This is a genomic window from Blastococcus aggregatus (genome assembly GCF_900221005.1).
Taxonomy (GTDB): domain Bacteria; phylum Actinomycetota; class Actinomycetes; order Mycobacteriales; family Geodermatophilaceae; genus Blastococcus; species Blastococcus aggregatus.
In genome coordinates, this window is record NZ_OBQI01000001.1 from 988,016 (window position 1) to 1,004,483 (window position 16,468).

The window sequence follows — 16,468 nt, forward strand, 5'->3', positions numbered from 1 at the left end:
GCGGGCTCCGCGAGGAGGCGTCCGCCGACCCCGGAACGAGATACGACTCTCACCGGTAGCCCTGCGGCAAATCACTTTCGGTGGCTAGGATCCATACAGTGGGTGATCTTGGGGACCGGCGCGCGCAGAAGAAGGCTCAGACCCGGGAGCTGGTCCGCAGCACCGCGCACCGGCTCTTCGCCGCCCGCGGGTTCGACCGCGTCACCATCGCGGACGTCGCGCGCGAGGCCGACGTCGCCGTCCAGACGGTGTTCAACCACTTCGCCACGAAGGAGGACCTCTTCTTCGACGGCCGGGTGCCGTGGGTGGAGGAGATCCCCGCCGCAGTCCACGACCGCGCACCCGGCACCACCCCGCTCGCGGCACTGCGCGGCCACCTGCTCGCCTTCATGACCGGCCAGCTCAGTCGCATGGGCACCCCGGAAGAGCGCTCCTTCCGGGCCACCATCGAGGCGTCCGAGGCCCTGCGCACCCACAACCGGCTGCTCGTCCTCGAGGCGGAGCGGCGGCTGTCCGAGGCGCTGCTGCACGCGTGGGAGGGCACCGCGTCCGCCGATCCGTCCACGCCCGAGCATCCCCCGATCGCCGCACCGCTCACCGCCGCCGTCTGGCTCGCCGTCGTGCGGGTGCTGATCGTCGAGAACCGCCTCCGGATCGTCGAAGGGCTCGCCGCCGCCGAGGCGGCCGCCGCCGTCGAGAAGATCGGCCAGCGCCTCTTCGCCCGCCTCCAGGACGGATCCGAGGCCATCAACGAACTGGTCGCGCCGGCCCTCGCCAAGGAACTGCGCGTCAGCTGAGGTCCGCCGCGGTCAGACCGCGACGGGCAGGTCCTCGGGCTCCACGAGCGGGCACAGCACCTCGTCGACCACGCGGTCGACCTGGTCGGCCAGCACCGCGCCGTCCCCGGCGGCGGTGAGACGCTGCCACCAGAACGCCTCGAGCACCGAGTGCAGCAGCGCCAGCCGGTCCTCCTCGACCGCGTCACCGCGCGCCTCGGCGCGCTGCGCGATGAGCGCGACGGCCTCGGACAGCGGCCGCACCAGCGCCTCGTCGAGGCCGGCCCGCAGCTGCTCGTCGTAGCGCGCCGCGCCGACGATGCTGGCCGCCGCCCGCTCCTCGCGGTCCAGCGGAACCGTCCAGCGGTCGGCCAGGGAGCGCAGGTCACCGCGGACCGTGCCGGTGTCCCCGGGCGGCGTCACGAGCCGGAACCGGCCCACCGCCGCCCGCGCCAGCGCGGCCATCGTGGGCCAGCGGCGGTAGATGCCCGCCTTGCCGGCGCGAGCGCGGGCGGCGACGCGGTCGCTGTTGAGCCGGCCCCAACCCTCGTCGGCGAGGATGTCGACGGCCACGGCCAGGAGTTGCTCGGACAACTCGGCGCTCAGGGGCCGCCCGGGGGTGCCGCTCACGACTGGCCCCCGAGCCTGCGGATCATCTGCACCGCGACATAGTGGCCTGACGGTGGAGTGACCACAATGACCCCACGCCCGGTCATTACCGACGAGTTCGGTTCATAACCCCAGGTGGTAGCGCCGACGTCACGCTCCGGCGGCGGATTCCACGTTCACCCGGATGGTGGCGCCGTCCTCGGAGAGCCGGCCCTCGGCCCGCGCCCGCTCCACCATCGCGTCCCACTGCGCCGCCCACTCGGCGGCTGTGGCCCGCGGCTCGGCGGCGGCCCGGAGCGCCGCGGCGTCGAGCAGCGCCGCGCCGTCGTCCCGCAACCGGCCGAGGCCGGAGCGCGCCAGCACCTCGGCCGCCTCCTCGTCCGTGACCTGGCCCAGGGCCAGGGCCACCCGGCTCAGGTCGTCGATGGCGACGACCCGCGCCTCGGGCCGCTCGTCCGCACCCGTCAGAACCTCGACGATCACGTTCTCCTCCTCAGACGTGCCAGGGGAACCGGGTGAAGTCCGGGTCGCGCTTCTCGAGGAAGGCGTCCCGGCCCTCGACGGCCTCCTCGGCCATGTAGGCCAGCCGGGTGGTCTCGCCGGCGAACAACTGCTGGCCGACGAGTCCGTCGTCGATCAGGTTGAACGAGTACTTGAGCATCCGCTGGGCGGTCGGCGACTTGGCCACGATCTTCTTGCCCCACTCCAGCGCGGTCGCCTCCAGCTCGGCATGGGGGACGACGCGGTTGACCATCCCCATCGCGTGCGCGTCGGCGGCGGAGTACTCCTCGCCGAGGAAGAAGATCTCGCGGGCGAACTTCTGCCCCACCTGCCGGGCGAGGTAGGCCGAACCGAACCCGCCGTCGAAGCTGCCGACGTCGGCGTCGGTCTGCTTGAACCGCGCGTGCTCGGCGCTGGCCAGGGTCAGGTCCGAGACGACGTGCAGGCTGTGCCCGCCACCGGCCGCCCACCCGGGGACGACGCAGAGGACGATCTTCGGCATGAAGCGGATCAGCCGCTGCGCCTCGAGGATGTGCAGCCGGCCGCTCGAGCCCTGCGCGTGCTCGTAGCCGTACTTCCCGCGCACCCGCTGGTCGCCGCCGGAGCAGAACGCCCAGCCGCCGTCCTTCTCGCTGGGGCCGTTGCCGGTGAGGATCACGCAGCCCACGTCGGTGGACAGCCGGGCGTGCTCCAGGGCGGCGATGAGCTCGTCCACCGACTGCGGCCGGAACGCGTTGCGCACCTCGGGCCGGTCGAACGCGATGCGGACGACACCCGCGTCGACGGCCCGGTGGTAGGTGATGTCGGCGAAGTCGAACCCCTCGACCGGCCGCCACGCGGAGCTGTCGAAGATCTCGGAGACGTCGTCGCGGGCGCTCATGCAGCGAACCTTACGAAGGGCCCCCGCGGGGCGCCCGCCCGCATCACTGGCCGAGCAGCCCGCGGACCGGCTTCAGCACCCCGCCCGCGAGCCGCGAGAGGCTGACCAGCACGCCGCCGACGAGCGTGCAGGGGCAGGGCACTCCCTCGGCGTCGGTCCCCGGTTCCGGCTCGGGCTGGGGCTGGGGCTGGGGAGCCGGCTGCTGGGGCTGCGGCTGGACCGGTTGCTGCTGCGGGGGCTGCTGCTGCGGAGGCTGCTGGGAGGGCTGCGGGGCCGGCGCGGGAGCCGGCTTCGACGGGAGGACCTGGATCGGCGTGGTCCCCGGCTGCGTGGTGCCCGGCTGCGTGGCGCCCTGCTGCGGGCTGCCTGGCTGGGTGCTGCCGCCCTGGGGAGCGCCCGGGCCGGTGCCGGTCGCGGTCCACCCCGGCGCCGTGCCGGCCTGGCCGGTCCCGGCGTCCCCGCCCGACGGAGCACCCGGTGCACTCGGCGCACCCTCCGCGCCCGTCGTGTCCGGGCCGGGCGGTCCCGCCGCCGGTACCGGCAGCGGCGCGGCGTCCGTCCCGCCGTCGGCGTCCGGGCCCTCGTCGTCGCGGCCGCCGCCGGCACCCGGATCGACCCCGCGGAAGACGTCGGCCTCCCGGCTCGCGCCGTCCGGCGCGAGGGAGGACCGGACGATCGCCAGGGGCGCGGCGATCAGCAGTGCGGCGCAGGCGAGGGAGAGCAGCAGCAGCGCCCGTGCGCGCCGGCGGTCCGGCCGGGGGCTCGCGGCGACCGCGTCCGTCCGCGCAGGAACAGGTGCTGCATGACGGGCAGGGCGGGACAACACTGCTCCTCGGAGAACGGGACTGGAGACCTGTCCGGGCCTGTGCCCAGCCCGGTTGTGAAGTAGTCCTGTTCCGGAATCACCCGCGCGTGTCGGCGGGCCCGCCCGTGAGCAGCAGCGGGAGCAGCCGGTCCAGCGACGCCGCGAGACCGGGGTGCAGCGCCACGGCGCCCAGGCCGGCCAGCGGCCACCAGGCCACGCCGTCGCTCTCGCCGTCCAGGCGCAGCTCCGCCGGGTCGATCGGCCGGGCCGGGCGGGCCAGGACGGTCGTGTAGGCCCAGCCGCCGTGGTCGTCGACCGACCGGGCACCGAGGACGACGTCGTCCGGCACCAGGCCCAGTTCTTCCCGGCACTCGCGCAGCGCGCCGACGTGCGGCGGCTCGCCGGTGTGCAGCGCACCGCCGGGGGTGCCCCAGGTCCCGCCGTGGTGCGACCACAGGGCGCGGTGCTGGAGCAGCACCTCGGGCCCGGCCGCGCCGTCGCGGTGCAGGAACAGCCCGGCGGCCCCCGCCCGGCCCCAGTGATCGTGGCCGAGCGCGCAGGAGGTCCAGCCGTCGGTGGAGGCGAACACACGAACAGTGAACCCCACCACTCCGGGGCCGTCGGGGTCAGCACGTAGGTTCCAGAGGACAACGTCCGCGCTTCCCGACGGAGGATCTCCCAATGAGCACCACCACGACCATGGCCGAGCTGCCCGGGCTCGTCGGCACCGAGCTGGGCACCAGCGAGTGGTACGAGGTGACGCAGGAGCACGTGAACCTCTTCGCCGACGCGACCGGTGACCACCAGTGGATCCACGTCGACCCGGAGCGCGCAACCAAGGAGAGCCCGTTCGGCGGCCCCATCGCGCACGGTTACCTGACCCTGTCGCTGCTGGTCCCGCTGTTCGGCAGCGTCCTCCGCGTCACCGACACGGTGATGGGCGTGAACTACGGCCTCAACAAGGTCCGCTTCCCCTCCCCCGTGCCCGTGGGCGCCAAGGTGCGGCTGACCGCGACGCTGGCCGGCATCGAGGACATCGCCGGCGGCAAGCAGCTCACCTTCTCCTGCGTGATCGAGCGCGAGGGCGGCGACAAGCCGGTCTGCATCGCGGAGCCGGTGTACCGCTACTACGGCGGCTGAGCGCGTGCGCGTCGCCGTCTTCACGGGGTCGCACGCCGGGCCGGCGTCGCACGCCGAGGCGGCGGCCGCCTTCGCCGGTGACCTGGCGCGGGCCGGCGTCGGCATCGTCTACGGCGGCGGGAACGTCGGGCTGATGGGCGTCGTCGCCGATGCCGCGCTGGCGGCCGGCGGCGAGGTCATCGGCGTGATCCCGCAGCACCTGGTGGACGACGAGGTCGCGCACACCGGCCTGCCGCGCCTGGAGATCGTGCAGACGATGCACGAGCGCAAGGCGGTCATGGCCGAGCTGTCCGACGCCTTCGTCGCGCTGCCCGGGGCCGCGGGCACCCTCGAGGAGCTGTTCGAGGCCTGGACCTGGGGCATGCTCGGGCTGCACGCGAAGCCGACGGCGCTGGTCGACGTCGACGGGTTCTGGCAGCCGCTGGTGGGCCAGCTGCGCCGCATGGTCGACGACGGCTACCTCGACGCCGGGCGGCTGGACGCGCTCGGCGTGGTGCAGGACGTCGCGGCGCTGCTGCGCTTCGTCGAGGCCTACGAGCACCCGGCACGCAAGTGGACGGCCCCCTCGTCCTCCTGACCGCCGCCCGCTGCGGACCTTCTGCACCGAAAGTCCCGAACTTCCGGTGCAGAAGGTCCGGGAACGGGTTGCCGTAACCCCTCGGCAACACCGAACGTGCTCCACTGGGGTGATGCCGACGACGCCGCTGCCCCGCGAGTCCCGGATCGTGCACGGCCACCGGCGGGCGTTCGTCCGCGCCGGCGAGGGCCCCCCGCTGCTGCTCCTGCACGGGATCGGCAACAGCGCCCAGACCTGGGCCGGCGTCGTCGACCGGCTGGCGGCGTCGCACACCGTGATCGCGCCCGACCTGCTGGGCCACGGCTCCTCCGACAAGCCCCGCGGCGACTACTCGGTCGCCGGCTACGCCAACGGGATGCGGGACCTGCTCTCGGTGCTCGACATCGAGCAGGCCACCGTCGTCGGGCACTCGCTCGGCGGCGGGATCGCGCTGCAGTTCGCCTACCAGTTCCCCGAGCGCTGCGAGCGGCTCGTGCTGGTGAGCAGCGGCGGGCTGGGCCCGGAGCTCTCGCTGGGCCTGCGCGCGGCCGCGCTGCCGGGCAGCGAGGCGGTGCTGACCGCGCTCACCCACCTGCCGCTGCCCCTGAACGCCGGGCTGCGGGGCGTGGACGCGCTGAGCCGGGCCATGGGCTGGATCCGGGTCCAGGACCTCGCCGAGGCCGGCGAGGCGCTGCTCGCGCTCTCCGACGCCGAGGCCCGCCGGGCGTTCCTGCGGACGCTGCGCAGCGTCGTCGACGTCCACGGGCAGTCGGTCACGGCCATCGACCGGCTCTACCTGGCCGAGGCCATCCCGATGCTGGTCATCTGGGGCGCTCGCGACCCGATCGTCCCCGTGGCGCACGCCGAGACCGTGCGCCGGCTGGTGCCGTCGGCGCGGGTCGAGATCTTCCCGGACTCCGGGCACTGGCCGCACCTGGCGCAGCCCGACCGGTTCGCCGAGGTGCTGCTGGAGTTCATCGCCGAGACGCAGCCGGTCGAGCACGACCGCGACGGCTGGCGGGCCCTGCTGGCCCAGCAGCGGGCGGAGCGCGCCCTGGCCGAGCGGTGAACCCGCCGACTGCCTAGCGTCGGCGCCGTGGAGCACTGGGACGTCGTCGTCGTCGGGGCCGGACCGGCCGGTGCGGCCGCGGCGCTGGCCGCGCGGCGGGCCGCGCCGTCGACCCGCGTGCTGCTGCTGGACCGCGCCGACTTCCCGCGCGACAAGGTCTGCGGCGACGGCATCGCCCCCGAGGCGCTCGACGTGCTGCAGCGGCTCGGCGTCGACCCGGCCGCGCTGACCGAGGGCTTCGCCCCCGTGCCGCGGCTGCGGCTGCGCTCCCCCGGCGGCGCCGCGGTCGAGCGGGCGATGCGCCGGCCCGCGCACGTCGTGCCGCGGCAGGTGCTCGACGCCCGGATCCTCGACGCCGCGCTGGCCGGAGGCGCGGAGCTGCGGCGGCACCAGGTGCGCCGGCTGACCGTGCACGATGACCGGGTCGAGATCGACGGGGCGCTGACCGCGGACGTGGTGATCGGCGCCGACGGCGCGGAGTCCGTCGTCCGCAGGGCGCTGGGGCTGGCGCCCAACCGGCCGGACCGGATGGCCGTGGCGCTGCGCGGCTACGCGCCCGAGCCGCCCGGCCAGCGGGGCGTGCAGGTCATCGCCACCACCGAGCAGCGCTGGCCGGCCTACGCGTGGTCGTTCCCGCTGGGCGACGGCCGGGCCAACGTCGGCTACGGCGAGCTGGTCTCCGGGGGCGCCAGCCGGACGGCGCTGGTCGAGGGCCTGCACCGGCTGCTGCCCGGCGTGGAGCCCGACGGGCTGCGGGCGCACCGGCTGCCGCTGTCCACCCAGCGGCCGCGCCAGCCCGACGGCCGGGTGCTGCTGGCCGGCGATGCGGCGTCGCTGATCAACCCGATGACCGGCGAGGGCATCTTCTACGCGGTGCTCTCCGGAGCGCTCGCCGGCGCGGCGGCCGCGTCGGGCGACCGGGCGGGCCGGGACCACCGGCGGGCGCTGCACCGGCGGCTCGGCCGGCACCTGCGGCACTCGTCGGCGGCCTCGCTGCTGAGCCGGTGGCCGCGGATCATGGACGCCGCCTTCCGCGCCGCCGCCGCCGACCAGCGCGTCTTCGACGACGTCGTCGATCTGGGGCTGGCCGACGGTCGGCTCACGCTGCGCACCCTCGCCGCGGCCGCCCGCCGGCTGCCCTGACCTCCGAGGTCAGGACGGCGGAGCGGGGCCTTCCTCGACCGGCGGCGGGCCGGCCGGCGGCTCGGGCTGCGCCGTCTCGACCGCGACCGTCGGCGCGGGTGTCGTGAAGGACAGGTAGTCCCGTGCGGTCAGCGGGCTGGCCGTGAGCTCGCCCGACGGCAGCGGCGCCTCGACCGGCTCGCCGGCCAGCTGGAGCAGCACCGACTGCACGCCCGGGACGCTGGTCGCGGTGAGCACGATCTGCGCGACCGAGCGGCGGGTGGCGACCCCGGCCGGCGCCTGGCCCAGAGCGTCGAGGTCGATCGTGGCGGTGCCGTCGTCCAGCCGGGTCACGCTCAGCTCCACCTCGGGCGGTAGCGCGGTGGACAGCTGCTCGTCCCGCTCGCCGCGGCTCGGCCCGGCCGCCAGCTGCTCCAACAGGTAGGCGAGCCGCTCGCGGCGCGACGCCCCGCTCACCTCGCGCGTCCGCGGCACGAGGGTGTCCTCGGCGGAGATCCAGTGCACCCGGGAGGTGTCGCCCACCGCATCCGGCGGCGCGGTCGGGCTCGCCGTCGGGCTCGGGGAGGCCAGCCCGTAGGGGACATCGGACGGTGCGATGGTCGACGGCGCCCCGCCGGTCGGCACCCCGCAGCCGGTCAGCACGACGGCCAGCGCGACGGCGGACCAGGCGGCGCGCCCGAGCCTGATGCCCCTCACGACGCCACCCTCGGCAACGACAGGCTGAAGCGGGCGCCGCCGTCCGGTGCCTCCGCGACCCACGCCGCACCGCCGTGCCGGGTCGCGGTCTCCGAGACGATCGCCAGCCCCAGCCCCGCGCCGGGCAGGGAGCGGCGGGCCGCCCCCGCGCCGCGGGCGAAGCGTTCGAAGATCCGCTCGCGGTCCTCCACCGGCACCCCCGGACCCGCGTCGTCGACGGTCAGGACGACGGCGTCGTCCCGGCGCCGGACCTCCACCCGCTGCGCCCCGCCGGCGTGCCGGTCGGCGTTCTCGAGCAGGTTGCGCACGGCTCGCTCCAGACCGGTCTTGTCGCCGAGCACGATCGTCTCCTCGTCCGGGTCCCCGGCGAGCATCTCGGCCGGGCGACCGGTCACGGCCAGCACCTCGCGGGTGAGCGCGGTCAGCGACACCGGCCCGCCGGCCGCCGTCGCCGGGTCCCCGTCGACGCGGGCCAGCTGCAGCAGGTCGTCGAGCATCCGCCGGAACCGGCCGAGCTCGCCCTCGACCAGCGCGAGCGCCTGCCCCGCACGGGGCGAGAGCTCCTCGCGACGCGCGCCCAGCACCTCGACGCTGGTGACCAGGCTGGTCAGCGGGCTGCGCAGTTCGTGGCTGACGTCGCCGACGAACCGGGCGTCGCGCTCGATCCGCGCGGCGAGGGCGTCGACCATGCTGTTGAAGCCGGCGACGATGGCGACCAGGTCGGGATCGTCGGTCGGCGGCAGGCGGGTGGTCAGCTCGCCACCGGCGATGCGGGTGGCGGCCCCGGCCACCTGCTCCAGCGGCTGGACCGCGCGGCGCCCCGCCCACATCCCGAAGCCGGCACCCGCCGCGGTGGCCGCGACCGCCGCGGCCGCCAGCACCACCGACAGCGTGGTGAGCACCTGCCGGAGCTCGGTCAGCGGAGCGACCTCGAAGTAGTCGACGCCGGCGGCCCGCAGCGGCACGCCGACCATCAGCGCCGGCCCGTCGGCGGTGTCGATGCGCGCCGTCCCCGCCGAGCCGGCGGTGACGAGCTCCGCCAGCGACCCCGGCACGTCGCGGGCACCGACGTCCAGACTCGAGGAGTACCAGGACTCGCCGCTGCGGACGACGACGTCGGCACCGCCGGAGGGCACCAGCTCGGTGAGCAGGTCACCGACGTCGGAGCCCGCCGTCGCCAGGCGGCTGTTGAACACGTTGGCGTCGGCGAAGGCCTGCCGGGTGAGCGAGGCCTCACGCTGGTCGAGCAGGTAGCTGCGGGACAGCAGGAACGTGGCGCTCACCAGCACGACCGACACCAGCAGGGTGACCGCGGCGAACCCGAGGACGATGCGCGCCCGGAGCCCGCGCGGCCCGAGCGCCAGCCTCATCCCGTAGCCGCCCTCACCGGGGGTCCAGCCGGTAGCCCAGCCCCCGCACGGTGACCACCAGCCGCGGGGCGCCCGGATCGGTCTCCACCTTGGTCCTCAGCCGCCGGACGTGGACGTCGACGATCCGCTCGTCCCCGAAGAACCCGTGCTCCCAGACCCGCTCGAGCAGCGCCTGCCGGCTGAAGACCCGCCCCGGTGAGCCGGCGAGCTCGCACAGCAGACGGAACTCCGTCAGCGTCAGCGGCAGCTGCTCCTCACCGCGGTGCACCGTGCCGCGGCCCTCGTTGAGCACCAGCGGGCCGGCCGGATCGGAGTCGAGCACGACCGCCTCGGGCGGCCGCTCGGCGGTGCCGCTGCCGGCCCGCCGTCGCAGCGCGCGCAGCCGCGCGGTGATCTCCTTGACCTCGAACGGTTTCGTCACGTAGTCGTCGGCGCCGGCCTCCAGCGCGGCGACGATGTCGTGGGTGTCGGCCCGGGCGCTCACCACGATGATCGGCAGGTCGTGCGCGCGCCGGACCTCGCGGATGACGGCGTACCCGTCCATGGAGCCCAGCATCAGGTCGACGACCATCAGGTCGGGCGTGGCCATCGCGACGGAGCGCACGGCGTCCTCGCCGGACGCGGCCTCGGCGACGTCGTAGCCCTCGTCCTCCAGCGCCCAGCGCAGGGCGGTGCGGATGGAGTCGTCGTCCTCGACGACCAGCAGACGGAGCGCCACGCCCGCCATGCTGCCACCGCGGCCGGTCCGGTCCTCCGTCGGTCGCGGAGCGTCACGTGATCGCAAAGGAGCGCCCCGGGGAATCGCAACCTGCCCGGGCGACGCTGGAGGCGTCCGGTTCCGGGATCGAGGGAGATGCTGCATGGCCACCACCGCTGCGGTCCGCGCCGCCGCCTCCAGCCGCGTCGACGCCACCGGGGACGAGGTCACGATCCATCTGGACGACTCCCTCTTCGCCGACGGCCTCGCCGACGTCCGGTGGCTGCTGCACGACGCCCTGCTGGCCGGGGCCCGGCGGCTGGTCGTCGACCTGAGCCGGGTGCAGCACCTGTCGAGCACGGCGGTGGCCAGCTTCCTGTGGGCGCACCGCATCTGCCGGGCCCGCGGCGGCACCGTCGTCCTCCGCGGCGCCAACCGGCGCACCCTCGACCTGCTCCGGCGGACCGGGTTGTGGCGGGTCCTGCGGCTGGACAGCGAGCGCGGCCGGGACGTGGCGTGATGCTGTCCGAGACCGTCGATCTGCGGATCGGCGTCATCCGGGCCAGCGGTCACCTCACCGTCCAGGGCGCGGACCTGCTGCGCGGCACCGCCGACTCGCTGCGCGAGGGCGGGCACCGGCGCGTCGTCGTCGACCTCGGCGGGGTGCTGGGTGCCGACGACGCCGGGCTGGACGTGCTGCGCAGCCTCCGGGTCAGCTACGCCCAGGACGGCGGGGAGCTCGTCCTGCAGCACACCGGCCAGCTGGGCACCGACGCGGTCTGACCCTCCGCGGCAGGGGAGAATCGAGGCTCCACCGCCGATCAGGGAGTCGCGAGCATGGGGTTGTTCGACCGGCGGGCCACACCGTCGTCGTCCGGGGAGGCGCCCTCGATCGGTGCCGCGGAACTGGCCGACGTCACGACGCTCATGGACCGCTGGGACGCGGCCCTGGGCGACAGCGACGCCATGTTCGCCTGCATGGCGCAGATCGCACGGCGCCCGTGGGAGTGGTGGGCTGCGGCGAGCCGGGCCGCCGGGGCGGCCGGTGAGCCCGCGCTGGTGGGCCGGATCTTCCTCTTCGCCCACCTGTTCGCCACCCGGCTGGTGGACCGGATCAGCCCCGAGAAGCAGCGGGAGACCGGGCTCGGCCGGCCGGAGCCGGACGCCTACCGCGCGATCGCCGAGCAGGCGGTGTCCTCGCTGGTCCAGCTCCCACCGGAGCTGATGATCCACGACACGGCGACCGGGAAGGTCGACGTCGCCGCGGCGTGGACCATGGCGCAGGCCGTCGTCTCCGCCTGACGCCCAGCCGCTGACGATGCCCGGTCAGCGCAGCGCCGTCACCAGGGCGCAGGCCGTGGCGCCGGCCGGCTCCACCACGAAGCCCAGTTGCTCGAGCACCTCGAGGATGGTGGCGTTCATGAGCCGCTGCACGGCCTCGTCGGCGGTGGCGCCGCGCGACTGCTGCAGGCTCATCCGGTCGTGCGGGCGCCAGCTGACCAGCAGCCCGCCGGCCTCCTGGTCGGGCACCAGGCAGACGCCGCCACCGGACTGCGTCGCGCCGGCGTCGTGCAGCGGGAGCCCCGCCTCGACCAGCGCCGCGGCGACCTCGACGACGAGCGTGGTGAGCGGGTCGGTGTCGGTGAGCAGGTCGTCCCACTCGGCCGGCAGCCGGTCCAGGTGCCGGCCCAGCTCGCCGAGCCAGGCGCGCTCCTCCGGTGAGGGCTTGGGCTTGACCGTGCCGTCGGTGCGGCGGGTGCCGAAGACGGCGACGGCGGAGAGGTCGTCGGCGAAGGCGGCCCAGTCGGCGTCGACCCGGTCGGCGAACGGACCGGCGACCACCTGCGCGGCCTCGCCCACCAGCCACCAGGAGGGACCGCCCTCGGCGACCGCGGCCGGCGCGGTGCGGACGGCGAGGCTGCCGGACTGCCCGTCGCGCGACGGGGCCGCGGCTGCCGCCTCACCGGACCGCGCGGGGGCACGACGCCCCGCGGGGTGGTTCGCGGACCGCGGCGCGGCGGCCCGCGCGGGCTGCTGCGCCCCGTTGCGCTCGAACTCGTACCGGGCCGTGGAGCTGGCCCCGAGGGCCACCACCAGTCCGGTGAACACCAGGAAGCCCAGCACCACTACTGCCGGCCAGACCAGCGTCGCGCCCATGGTCACGCGGGTACTCCTCAGCGCCAATGCCGCGGCGGGGAAGTACCGCGGACAGGGCAGACGCTAGGGCTCTCCGGTCTCCGCATCGGCAGTCCGCGGCACGCATGTGACCGCCCCGTCACCGGATCGTTGCGGGAGCCCCCGGAGAGGGCTGGTGACCCCCCTCCCCACCCGGCGTCTTGTCGACAAACAGCCCCCTGACCAGCGTGAAAAGGCCGTTCCGGGCCGCGGTGACCTGGGACGGCGTCCCGCGCATGGCGTGTCGGACATCGCACCGGGAGACAGCGTGCGCTGATGCGCAGTTCTCCCGGCCGGAACTGCGCATCAGCGCACACCGTCGGCCGGGGCTGGGAGCTGGAGCGGAGGGCGTGGGATTCGAACCCACGATGGGTGTTACCCCATAGCGGTTTTCAAGACCGCCGCCATCGGCCACTAGGCGAGCCCTCCTCCGAGCTTCTGACCTGCGCTAACGCGCGCAGGACAGGAGCTTGGGATGTTGACGCTACCCGCGCCAGCCACGGGACAGCCACGGACCGGAAACGATGCGCCACGGTTCGCCACCGTCCGTGTGCTGTTCCCCAGTCCGAGGGAGCGGTTTCAGGACCCGACTGCCGTGCTCGCTGACGTCCACACGGTCCGCCGCATGAGCAACAGCAAGGGCGCCGCAGCGCCCCTCCACAAGCCCCGTCACCTCGTGTGGCTGACCATCGCCGACGTCCTCAACGACCTCGGCATCGACCGCGGCTCGTTCGACAAGTGGCGCAAGCGCGGTGTCGGCCCGCGGATGAAGCTGCTGCCGAACCGCACCTGGCGCATCCGCGGGGACTGGTACGACGCCTGGTTGGCGAACCTGCCCGGCGAGAACTCGGACTACGACGGCGGCGCGGCGGTGGCGGCGTGAGCCGGCGGCGCGACTGGTCCCCGACCGGCGTGCTCGTCCCCTGCAGCCGGGTCAAGCTGTACCGGCGCACCGTGCCGTCCGACAGCAAGCCGGAGAAGGTCATCGTGCGCCTGGCCGGGCTGCCCGGTGAGCGCAAGGAGTCGTTCCCCACCAAGACCGCGGCGAAGGCCTACTACGCCAGGCTGACCGCAGCCGTCGGCCTCGGCGAGGACTTCGACACCGGCAGCTTCGCCCCGACCAACTGGGGACAGCCGTCCGCGCCCGAGCCGGCCGACCAGCCGATGACCTGGCTGGCCTGGGTCTGCCAGCACATCGACGACATGGCCGCGGCTGGTGACAAGGGGAAGACGAAGAAGAGCCGGCACGAGGCGCTGAAGGTCGCGGTGTGGACGCTGGTCGATGACGTCCCGGACCACCCTGGCCGGGACGCGCTGAAGGCTTACCTCGAGGTCGTGGGCGACCCCGTCTTCGTCGACCCCGCGCTGCCGCCGACCCCTCGTGACGCCGAGCGTGCGCGGCTGCGCGCCGAGCGGCTGGCTCAGCTGCCCGACCAGGTCTTCGCCCGTCGCGGCTTCGGCACCCCCCGCCGCGACGTGTACCTGCCCCGCGCGGAGGTGCTCACCGCCGGCGAGTGGCTGACCGAGCACAGCCGTCCGGTCGCCTCCACCACGCAGGCAGACGCGAAGGCGGTGCTGACCGCGTACACGTTCAAGCTCGACGGCACCTTCTCCGCGTCGACCACCCGCAACCGGCTCCGCAACGTGTTCCACAAGGCGCTCGTGGACGCCGTCGTCGCCGACCTGCTACCCGCCAACCCGATGGACCACCTCAGCCTCCGCACCTACGCCTCGGCGACGGTGCGCACCATCGACCGGCGCATCGCGATGGACCCGGTCATGGCCGAGGCGTTCCTTGACCACGTCGATGACCCGTACCGAGCGCTCGCCGCGCTGATGGTCCGTGAGGGACTCCGCCCCTCCGAGGCGGTCGCGGTGCGCGACTCGTGGCTGACCCTCCCGAAGCAGGGCTGGGGCGAGGTGGAGCTCCAGCACGCGGTGGTTGCCGCGGGCACGAGGTGGACGAAGGAGGAGACGCTCGCCTACGACGAGAACCCTCCGAAGTGGTCGGACCGCGCGGACAAGCCGACTACGCGGCTCGTGCCGCTGTCCCCGGAAACCGTCGATGACCTCCGCGCGCACAAGAAGGCCTTCGGCTCCGACGGGGAGGGGCGCCTGTTCCGTGCCGCCCGCGGAGGCCCCGTCAACCCGACCGGGCTCGGCCGGGCCATCGCCGCGGCCCGCGACGCTACGTTCGCCACTGCGGACAGCCCGCACTTCATCGCGCGGGAGGATCACCCGCTTCGGACGATGACCGCCTACCTGCTCAGGCACACCGCCGCGAGTCACGCGCTGAACGCCGGGGTGCCACCGAAGGACGTAGCGGACCGAATGGGCCACGACGTGCCGGTCCTCCTCAAGGTCTACGCCTCGGTCATCGACGCCGACCGCGCCATCGGAAACCAGCGCATGGAGACCTACCGCGCCAACCACCGCGCGGCGGCCCTGCAGCCGCTGGCCAGCTGAGTACCCACGGGACGACGGCCCGCTCCTGTCGAGAAGAGCGGGCCGTCGTGGGTTCTAGCCCCGTCACCGTCTCGCGGGCTGTTGCCTGCCTCGTTCTGGTGATGTCCACCGGGGGCACTCAGGCCCCTCGGGAAATCAGCCGAACACCTCCATGTCAGCGCACCAGATGTCAGTCGACGGGTGACTGTGCTGACCACAGGCTGCGGCGGGGTGGCGTTCCCACCCGGCCGCCGCACCCGCAAGGGTGCCGGCCCCGGGCCTCGTCCTCGCGACGAGGCCCGGGGCCACCGTGCGTCGTCGACCCAGAGGGCGGTCCTACCCGCCGACCGCGCTAAGAGGGGCTACGCAGAGCCGGACCCGGACATTGCGGTTCGATCCTGGTCCGCGAAGCCGACCGCAAGCCGATCATCCGAGTGGCAAGCTGACCTCGTCCGCGGACGCGCATGGGGGGGTGAGGCGGCGGTGATGGGTGCAGACCTGACGTCCCCCGCCCCCGGCGTCGTCCGGTGACGGCCGACCGGACGGTCGGCGATGACGCCTTGAGGCAGCCGCTGGAACTGTCGGTGCCGACCGCAACTCTGCTCCCGAGCGCACGCAAGGCGCGATACGGCGTCGCGTACCTGCGGAACGTGTGCGCGCAGGCGGGAGTCGGCATGAACGAGACACCAGCCGACGAAGATGTCCTCGCCGTCGACTGCTCGGTCGAGTTCGCCGAGGCCCCGGTGCGCGTTCAGGTGAAGTGCACGAGCCAGTTCACGATCGCCGGGCGGAGCGCAAGCTGGCCGCTCGAAGAGGGCTGGGTCCGCGCGTGGTCGCACCACCTCGTACCCGTCTACTTCGTGCTGGTCATCGTCGGCAGTGACATCTCCTGCTGGCTCGACCACCACGCAAAGGGCACATCTCACCGCGCGGCCGCCTTCTGGCGGCGGCTCCCGCCCGCAGTGGGTGAGACGCGACTCGACGTCCCGAAGACCCAGCGGCTGACCGCCGACACCCTGGACATCTGGCGGCGCGACCTGCTCGCGTCCTTCAGCGGCGGAGGCGCGTCGTGACAGACCAGAAGTGGCGGGCCCTGGTGCCTGGCCCCGCCATGGGAAGTGGCGCCTTTCTTGACGCCGCCGCTGGTCATCTACTGCAGCTGTACCTGCAGAGGAACGGCTGGACAGCAGATCCGCCCGGCCCGGCCGGCGCACTGTGGCGTCACGGTCGCGGCGCCGCCATCGCCGTACCTCATGACCTGACCCCGACGGCGATGGAGTGGCGTGGCGTCCTCGAGCGCCTCGCTCGGTTCGAACAGCGTCCATCACATGAGATCGCGACCAGCGTCGAGTTCCACCTCACGGATGTCACCCACCTGCGAGCTGCGAACGACATCGTGATCCGGGGGTCCATCCCGCTGGAGGCCGGGGTGAGCCTCGTCAGCTCCGCCTGGTCCATGCTGCGCGCTTCTGCAACGACCGCGGTGCGCCCTCGGGGGCACATCGCCGGCAGCTTCTCCCGGCAGGCAGACGAAATCGTGGAGCAGGCGCGGCTGGGTCACACGCAGGAGGGGTCCTACGTCATCCCCGTACTCATGCCCCTCACC

General features: G+C 74.2%; 20 protein-coding genes and 1 tRNA gene. 11 read left to right on the forward strand and 10 right to left on the reverse strand.

Annotated elements, in window-relative coordinates:
- Positions 1–98 precede the first annotated feature (98 nt).
- Positions 99–797: a TetR/AcrR family transcriptional regulator gene (locus CRP29_RS04955; RefSeq protein ID WP_176522822.1), complete on the forward strand. Its 699-nt coding sequence runs from the start codon at positions 99–101 to the stop codon at positions 795–797.
- A gap of 12 nt (positions 798–809) precedes the next feature.
- Here CRP29_RS04955 and CRP29_RS04960 read toward each other — a convergent pair whose 3' ends face one another.
- The 5 genes from CRP29_RS04960 to CRP29_RS04980 form a co-directional block, all read right to left on the reverse strand.
- On the reverse strand, positions 810–1,406 hold the full coding sequence (locus CRP29_RS04960; protein ID WP_097193863.1) for a TetR-like C-terminal domain-containing protein: 597 nt from the start codon (positions 1,404–1,406) through the stop codon (positions 810–812).
- Between the two features lie 129 nt (positions 1,407–1,535).
- Positions 1,536–1,868: a hypothetical protein gene (locus CRP29_RS04965; RefSeq protein WP_097193864.1), complete on the reverse strand. Its 333-nt coding sequence runs from the start codon at positions 1,866–1,868 to the stop codon at positions 1,536–1,538.
- A gap of 10 nt (positions 1,869–1,878) precedes the next feature.
- Positions 1,879–2,766 carry a 1,4-dihydroxy-2-naphthoyl-CoA synthase gene (locus tag CRP29_RS04970; protein ID WP_097193865.1) on the reverse strand — a complete coding sequence of 296 codons (888 nt, stop codon included), beginning with the start codon at positions 2,764–2,766 and terminating at the stop codon, positions 1,879–1,881.
- Between the two features lie 43 nt (positions 2,767–2,809).
- Positions 2,810–3,589: a hypothetical protein gene (locus tag CRP29_RS04975; protein WP_097193866.1), complete on the reverse strand. Its 780-nt coding sequence runs from the start codon at positions 3,587–3,589 to the stop codon at positions 2,810–2,812.
- Between the two features lie 79 nt (positions 3,590–3,668).
- Positions 3,669–4,160 carry an NUDIX domain-containing protein gene (locus CRP29_RS04980; RefSeq protein WP_097193867.1) on the reverse strand — a complete coding sequence of 164 codons (492 nt, stop codon included), beginning with the start codon at positions 4,158–4,160 and terminating at the stop codon, positions 3,669–3,671.
- A 92-nt stretch (positions 4,161–4,252) separates the two neighbouring features.
- On the opposite strand from CRP29_RS04980, the gene CRP29_RS04985 reads away from it, so the two are divergent.
- The 4 genes from CRP29_RS04985 (at position 4,253) to CRP29_RS05000 (ending at position 7,479) form a co-directional block, all read left to right on the forward strand.
- The gene (locus CRP29_RS04985) at positions 4,253–4,711 is read left to right on the forward strand and encodes a MaoC family dehydratase (RefSeq protein ID WP_097193868.1); all 459 of its coding nucleotides are present in this window, start codon (positions 4,253–4,255) and stop codon (positions 4,709–4,711) included.
- Between the two features lie 4 nt (positions 4,712–4,715).
- Positions 4,716–5,288 carry an LOG family protein gene (locus tag CRP29_RS04990; protein WP_097193869.1) on the forward strand — a complete coding sequence of 191 codons (573 nt, stop codon included), beginning with the start codon at positions 4,716–4,718 and terminating at the stop codon, positions 5,286–5,288.
- 112 nt (positions 5,289–5,400) lie between these two features.
- The gene (locus tag CRP29_RS04995; protein WP_097194123.1) at positions 5,401–6,336 is read left to right on the forward strand and encodes an alpha/beta fold hydrolase; all 936 of its coding nucleotides are present in this window, start codon (positions 5,401–5,403) and stop codon (positions 6,334–6,336) included.
- Between the two features lie 27 nt (positions 6,337–6,363).
- Positions 6,364–7,479: an NAD(P)/FAD-dependent oxidoreductase gene (locus CRP29_RS05000; protein ID WP_097193870.1), complete on the forward strand. Its 1,116-nt coding sequence runs from the start codon at positions 6,364–6,366 to the stop codon at positions 7,477–7,479.
- 9 nt (positions 7,480–7,488) lie between these two features.
- On the opposite strand, the gene CRP29_RS05005 is transcribed toward CRP29_RS05000, so the two are convergent.
- From CRP29_RS05005 to CRP29_RS05015, 3 genes are read right to left on the reverse strand one after another with little or no spacing between them, the layout of a single operon-like run.
- Positions 7,489–8,175 (reverse strand): GerMN domain-containing protein, encoded by a 687-nt coding sequence (locus CRP29_RS05005; RefSeq protein WP_176522823.1) that lies wholly within the window; start codon positions 8,173–8,175, stop codon positions 7,489–7,491.
- Positions 8,172–9,545, reverse strand: coding sequence for a sensor histidine kinase (locus tag CRP29_RS05010; RefSeq protein WP_097193872.1), 1,374 nt, complete (start codon positions 9,543–9,545; stop codon positions 8,172–8,174). Before CRP29_RS05010 ends, CRP29_RS05005 begins: the two co-directional genes overlap by 4 nt.
- Before the next feature lie 13 nt (positions 9,546–9,558).
- Positions 9,559–10,272 (reverse strand): response regulator transcription factor, encoded by a 714-nt coding sequence (locus CRP29_RS05015; RefSeq protein WP_097193873.1) that lies wholly within the window; start codon positions 10,270–10,272, stop codon positions 9,559–9,561.
- A 133-nt stretch (positions 10,273–10,405) separates the two neighbouring features.
- Here CRP29_RS05015 and CRP29_RS05020 point away from each other — a divergent pair, with 133 nt between their 5' ends.
- From CRP29_RS05020 to CRP29_RS05030, 3 genes are read left to right on the forward strand one after another with little or no spacing between them, the layout of a single operon-like run.
- Complete coding sequence (locus tag CRP29_RS05020; protein ID WP_097193874.1) at positions 10,406–10,762, forward strand: STAS domain-containing protein; 357 nt, start codon at positions 10,406–10,408, stop codon at positions 10,760–10,762.
- On the forward strand, positions 10,762–11,025 hold the full coding sequence (locus CRP29_RS05025; RefSeq protein ID WP_097193875.1) for an STAS domain-containing protein: 264 nt from the start codon (positions 10,762–10,764) through the stop codon (positions 11,023–11,025). The genes CRP29_RS05020 and CRP29_RS05025 overlap by 1 nt, the downstream gene beginning before the upstream one ends.
- A gap of 54 nt (positions 11,026–11,079) precedes the next feature.
- Positions 11,080–11,544, forward strand: a complete 465-nt coding sequence (locus CRP29_RS05030; protein WP_097193876.1) for a hypothetical protein — start codon at positions 11,080–11,082, stop codon at positions 11,542–11,544.
- A 24-nt stretch (positions 11,545–11,568) separates the two neighbouring features.
- On the opposite strand, the gene CRP29_RS22605 is transcribed toward CRP29_RS05030, so the two are convergent.
- Together CRP29_RS22605 and CRP29_RS05040 are read right to left on the reverse strand one after the other, a co-directional pair.
- The gene (locus tag CRP29_RS22605; protein ID WP_176522852.1) at positions 11,569–12,399 is read right to left on the reverse strand and encodes a hypothetical protein; all 831 of its coding nucleotides are present in this window, start codon (positions 12,397–12,399) and stop codon (positions 11,569–11,571) included.
- Between the two features lie 360 nt (positions 12,400–12,759).
- Positions 12,760–12,846: transfer RNA gene (locus CRP29_RS05040), tRNA-Ser, on the reverse strand.
- 196 nt (positions 12,847–13,042) lie between these two features.
- Between CRP29_RS05040 and CRP29_RS05045 the strand changes: the two genes are divergently transcribed.
- From CRP29_RS05045 to CRP29_RS05055, 3 genes are all read left to right on the forward strand, one after another.
- Positions 13,043–13,300, forward strand: a complete 258-nt coding sequence (locus CRP29_RS05045) for a helix-turn-helix transcriptional regulator (RefSeq protein WP_217991449.1) — start codon at positions 13,043–13,045, stop codon at positions 13,298–13,300.
- Positions 13,297–14,883, forward strand: coding sequence for a tyrosine-type recombinase/integrase (locus CRP29_RS05050; RefSeq protein ID WP_097193878.1), 1,587 nt, complete (start codon positions 13,297–13,299; stop codon positions 14,881–14,883). The genes CRP29_RS05045 and CRP29_RS05050 overlap by 4 nt, the downstream gene beginning before the upstream one ends.
- Positions 14,884–15,389: 506 nt before the next feature.
- Positions 15,390–15,935 carry a DUF4365 domain-containing protein gene (locus CRP29_RS05055; protein WP_097193879.1) on the forward strand — a complete coding sequence of 182 codons (546 nt, stop codon included), beginning with the start codon at positions 15,390–15,392 and terminating at the stop codon, positions 15,933–15,935.
- Positions 15,936–16,468 lie beyond the last annotated feature (533 nt).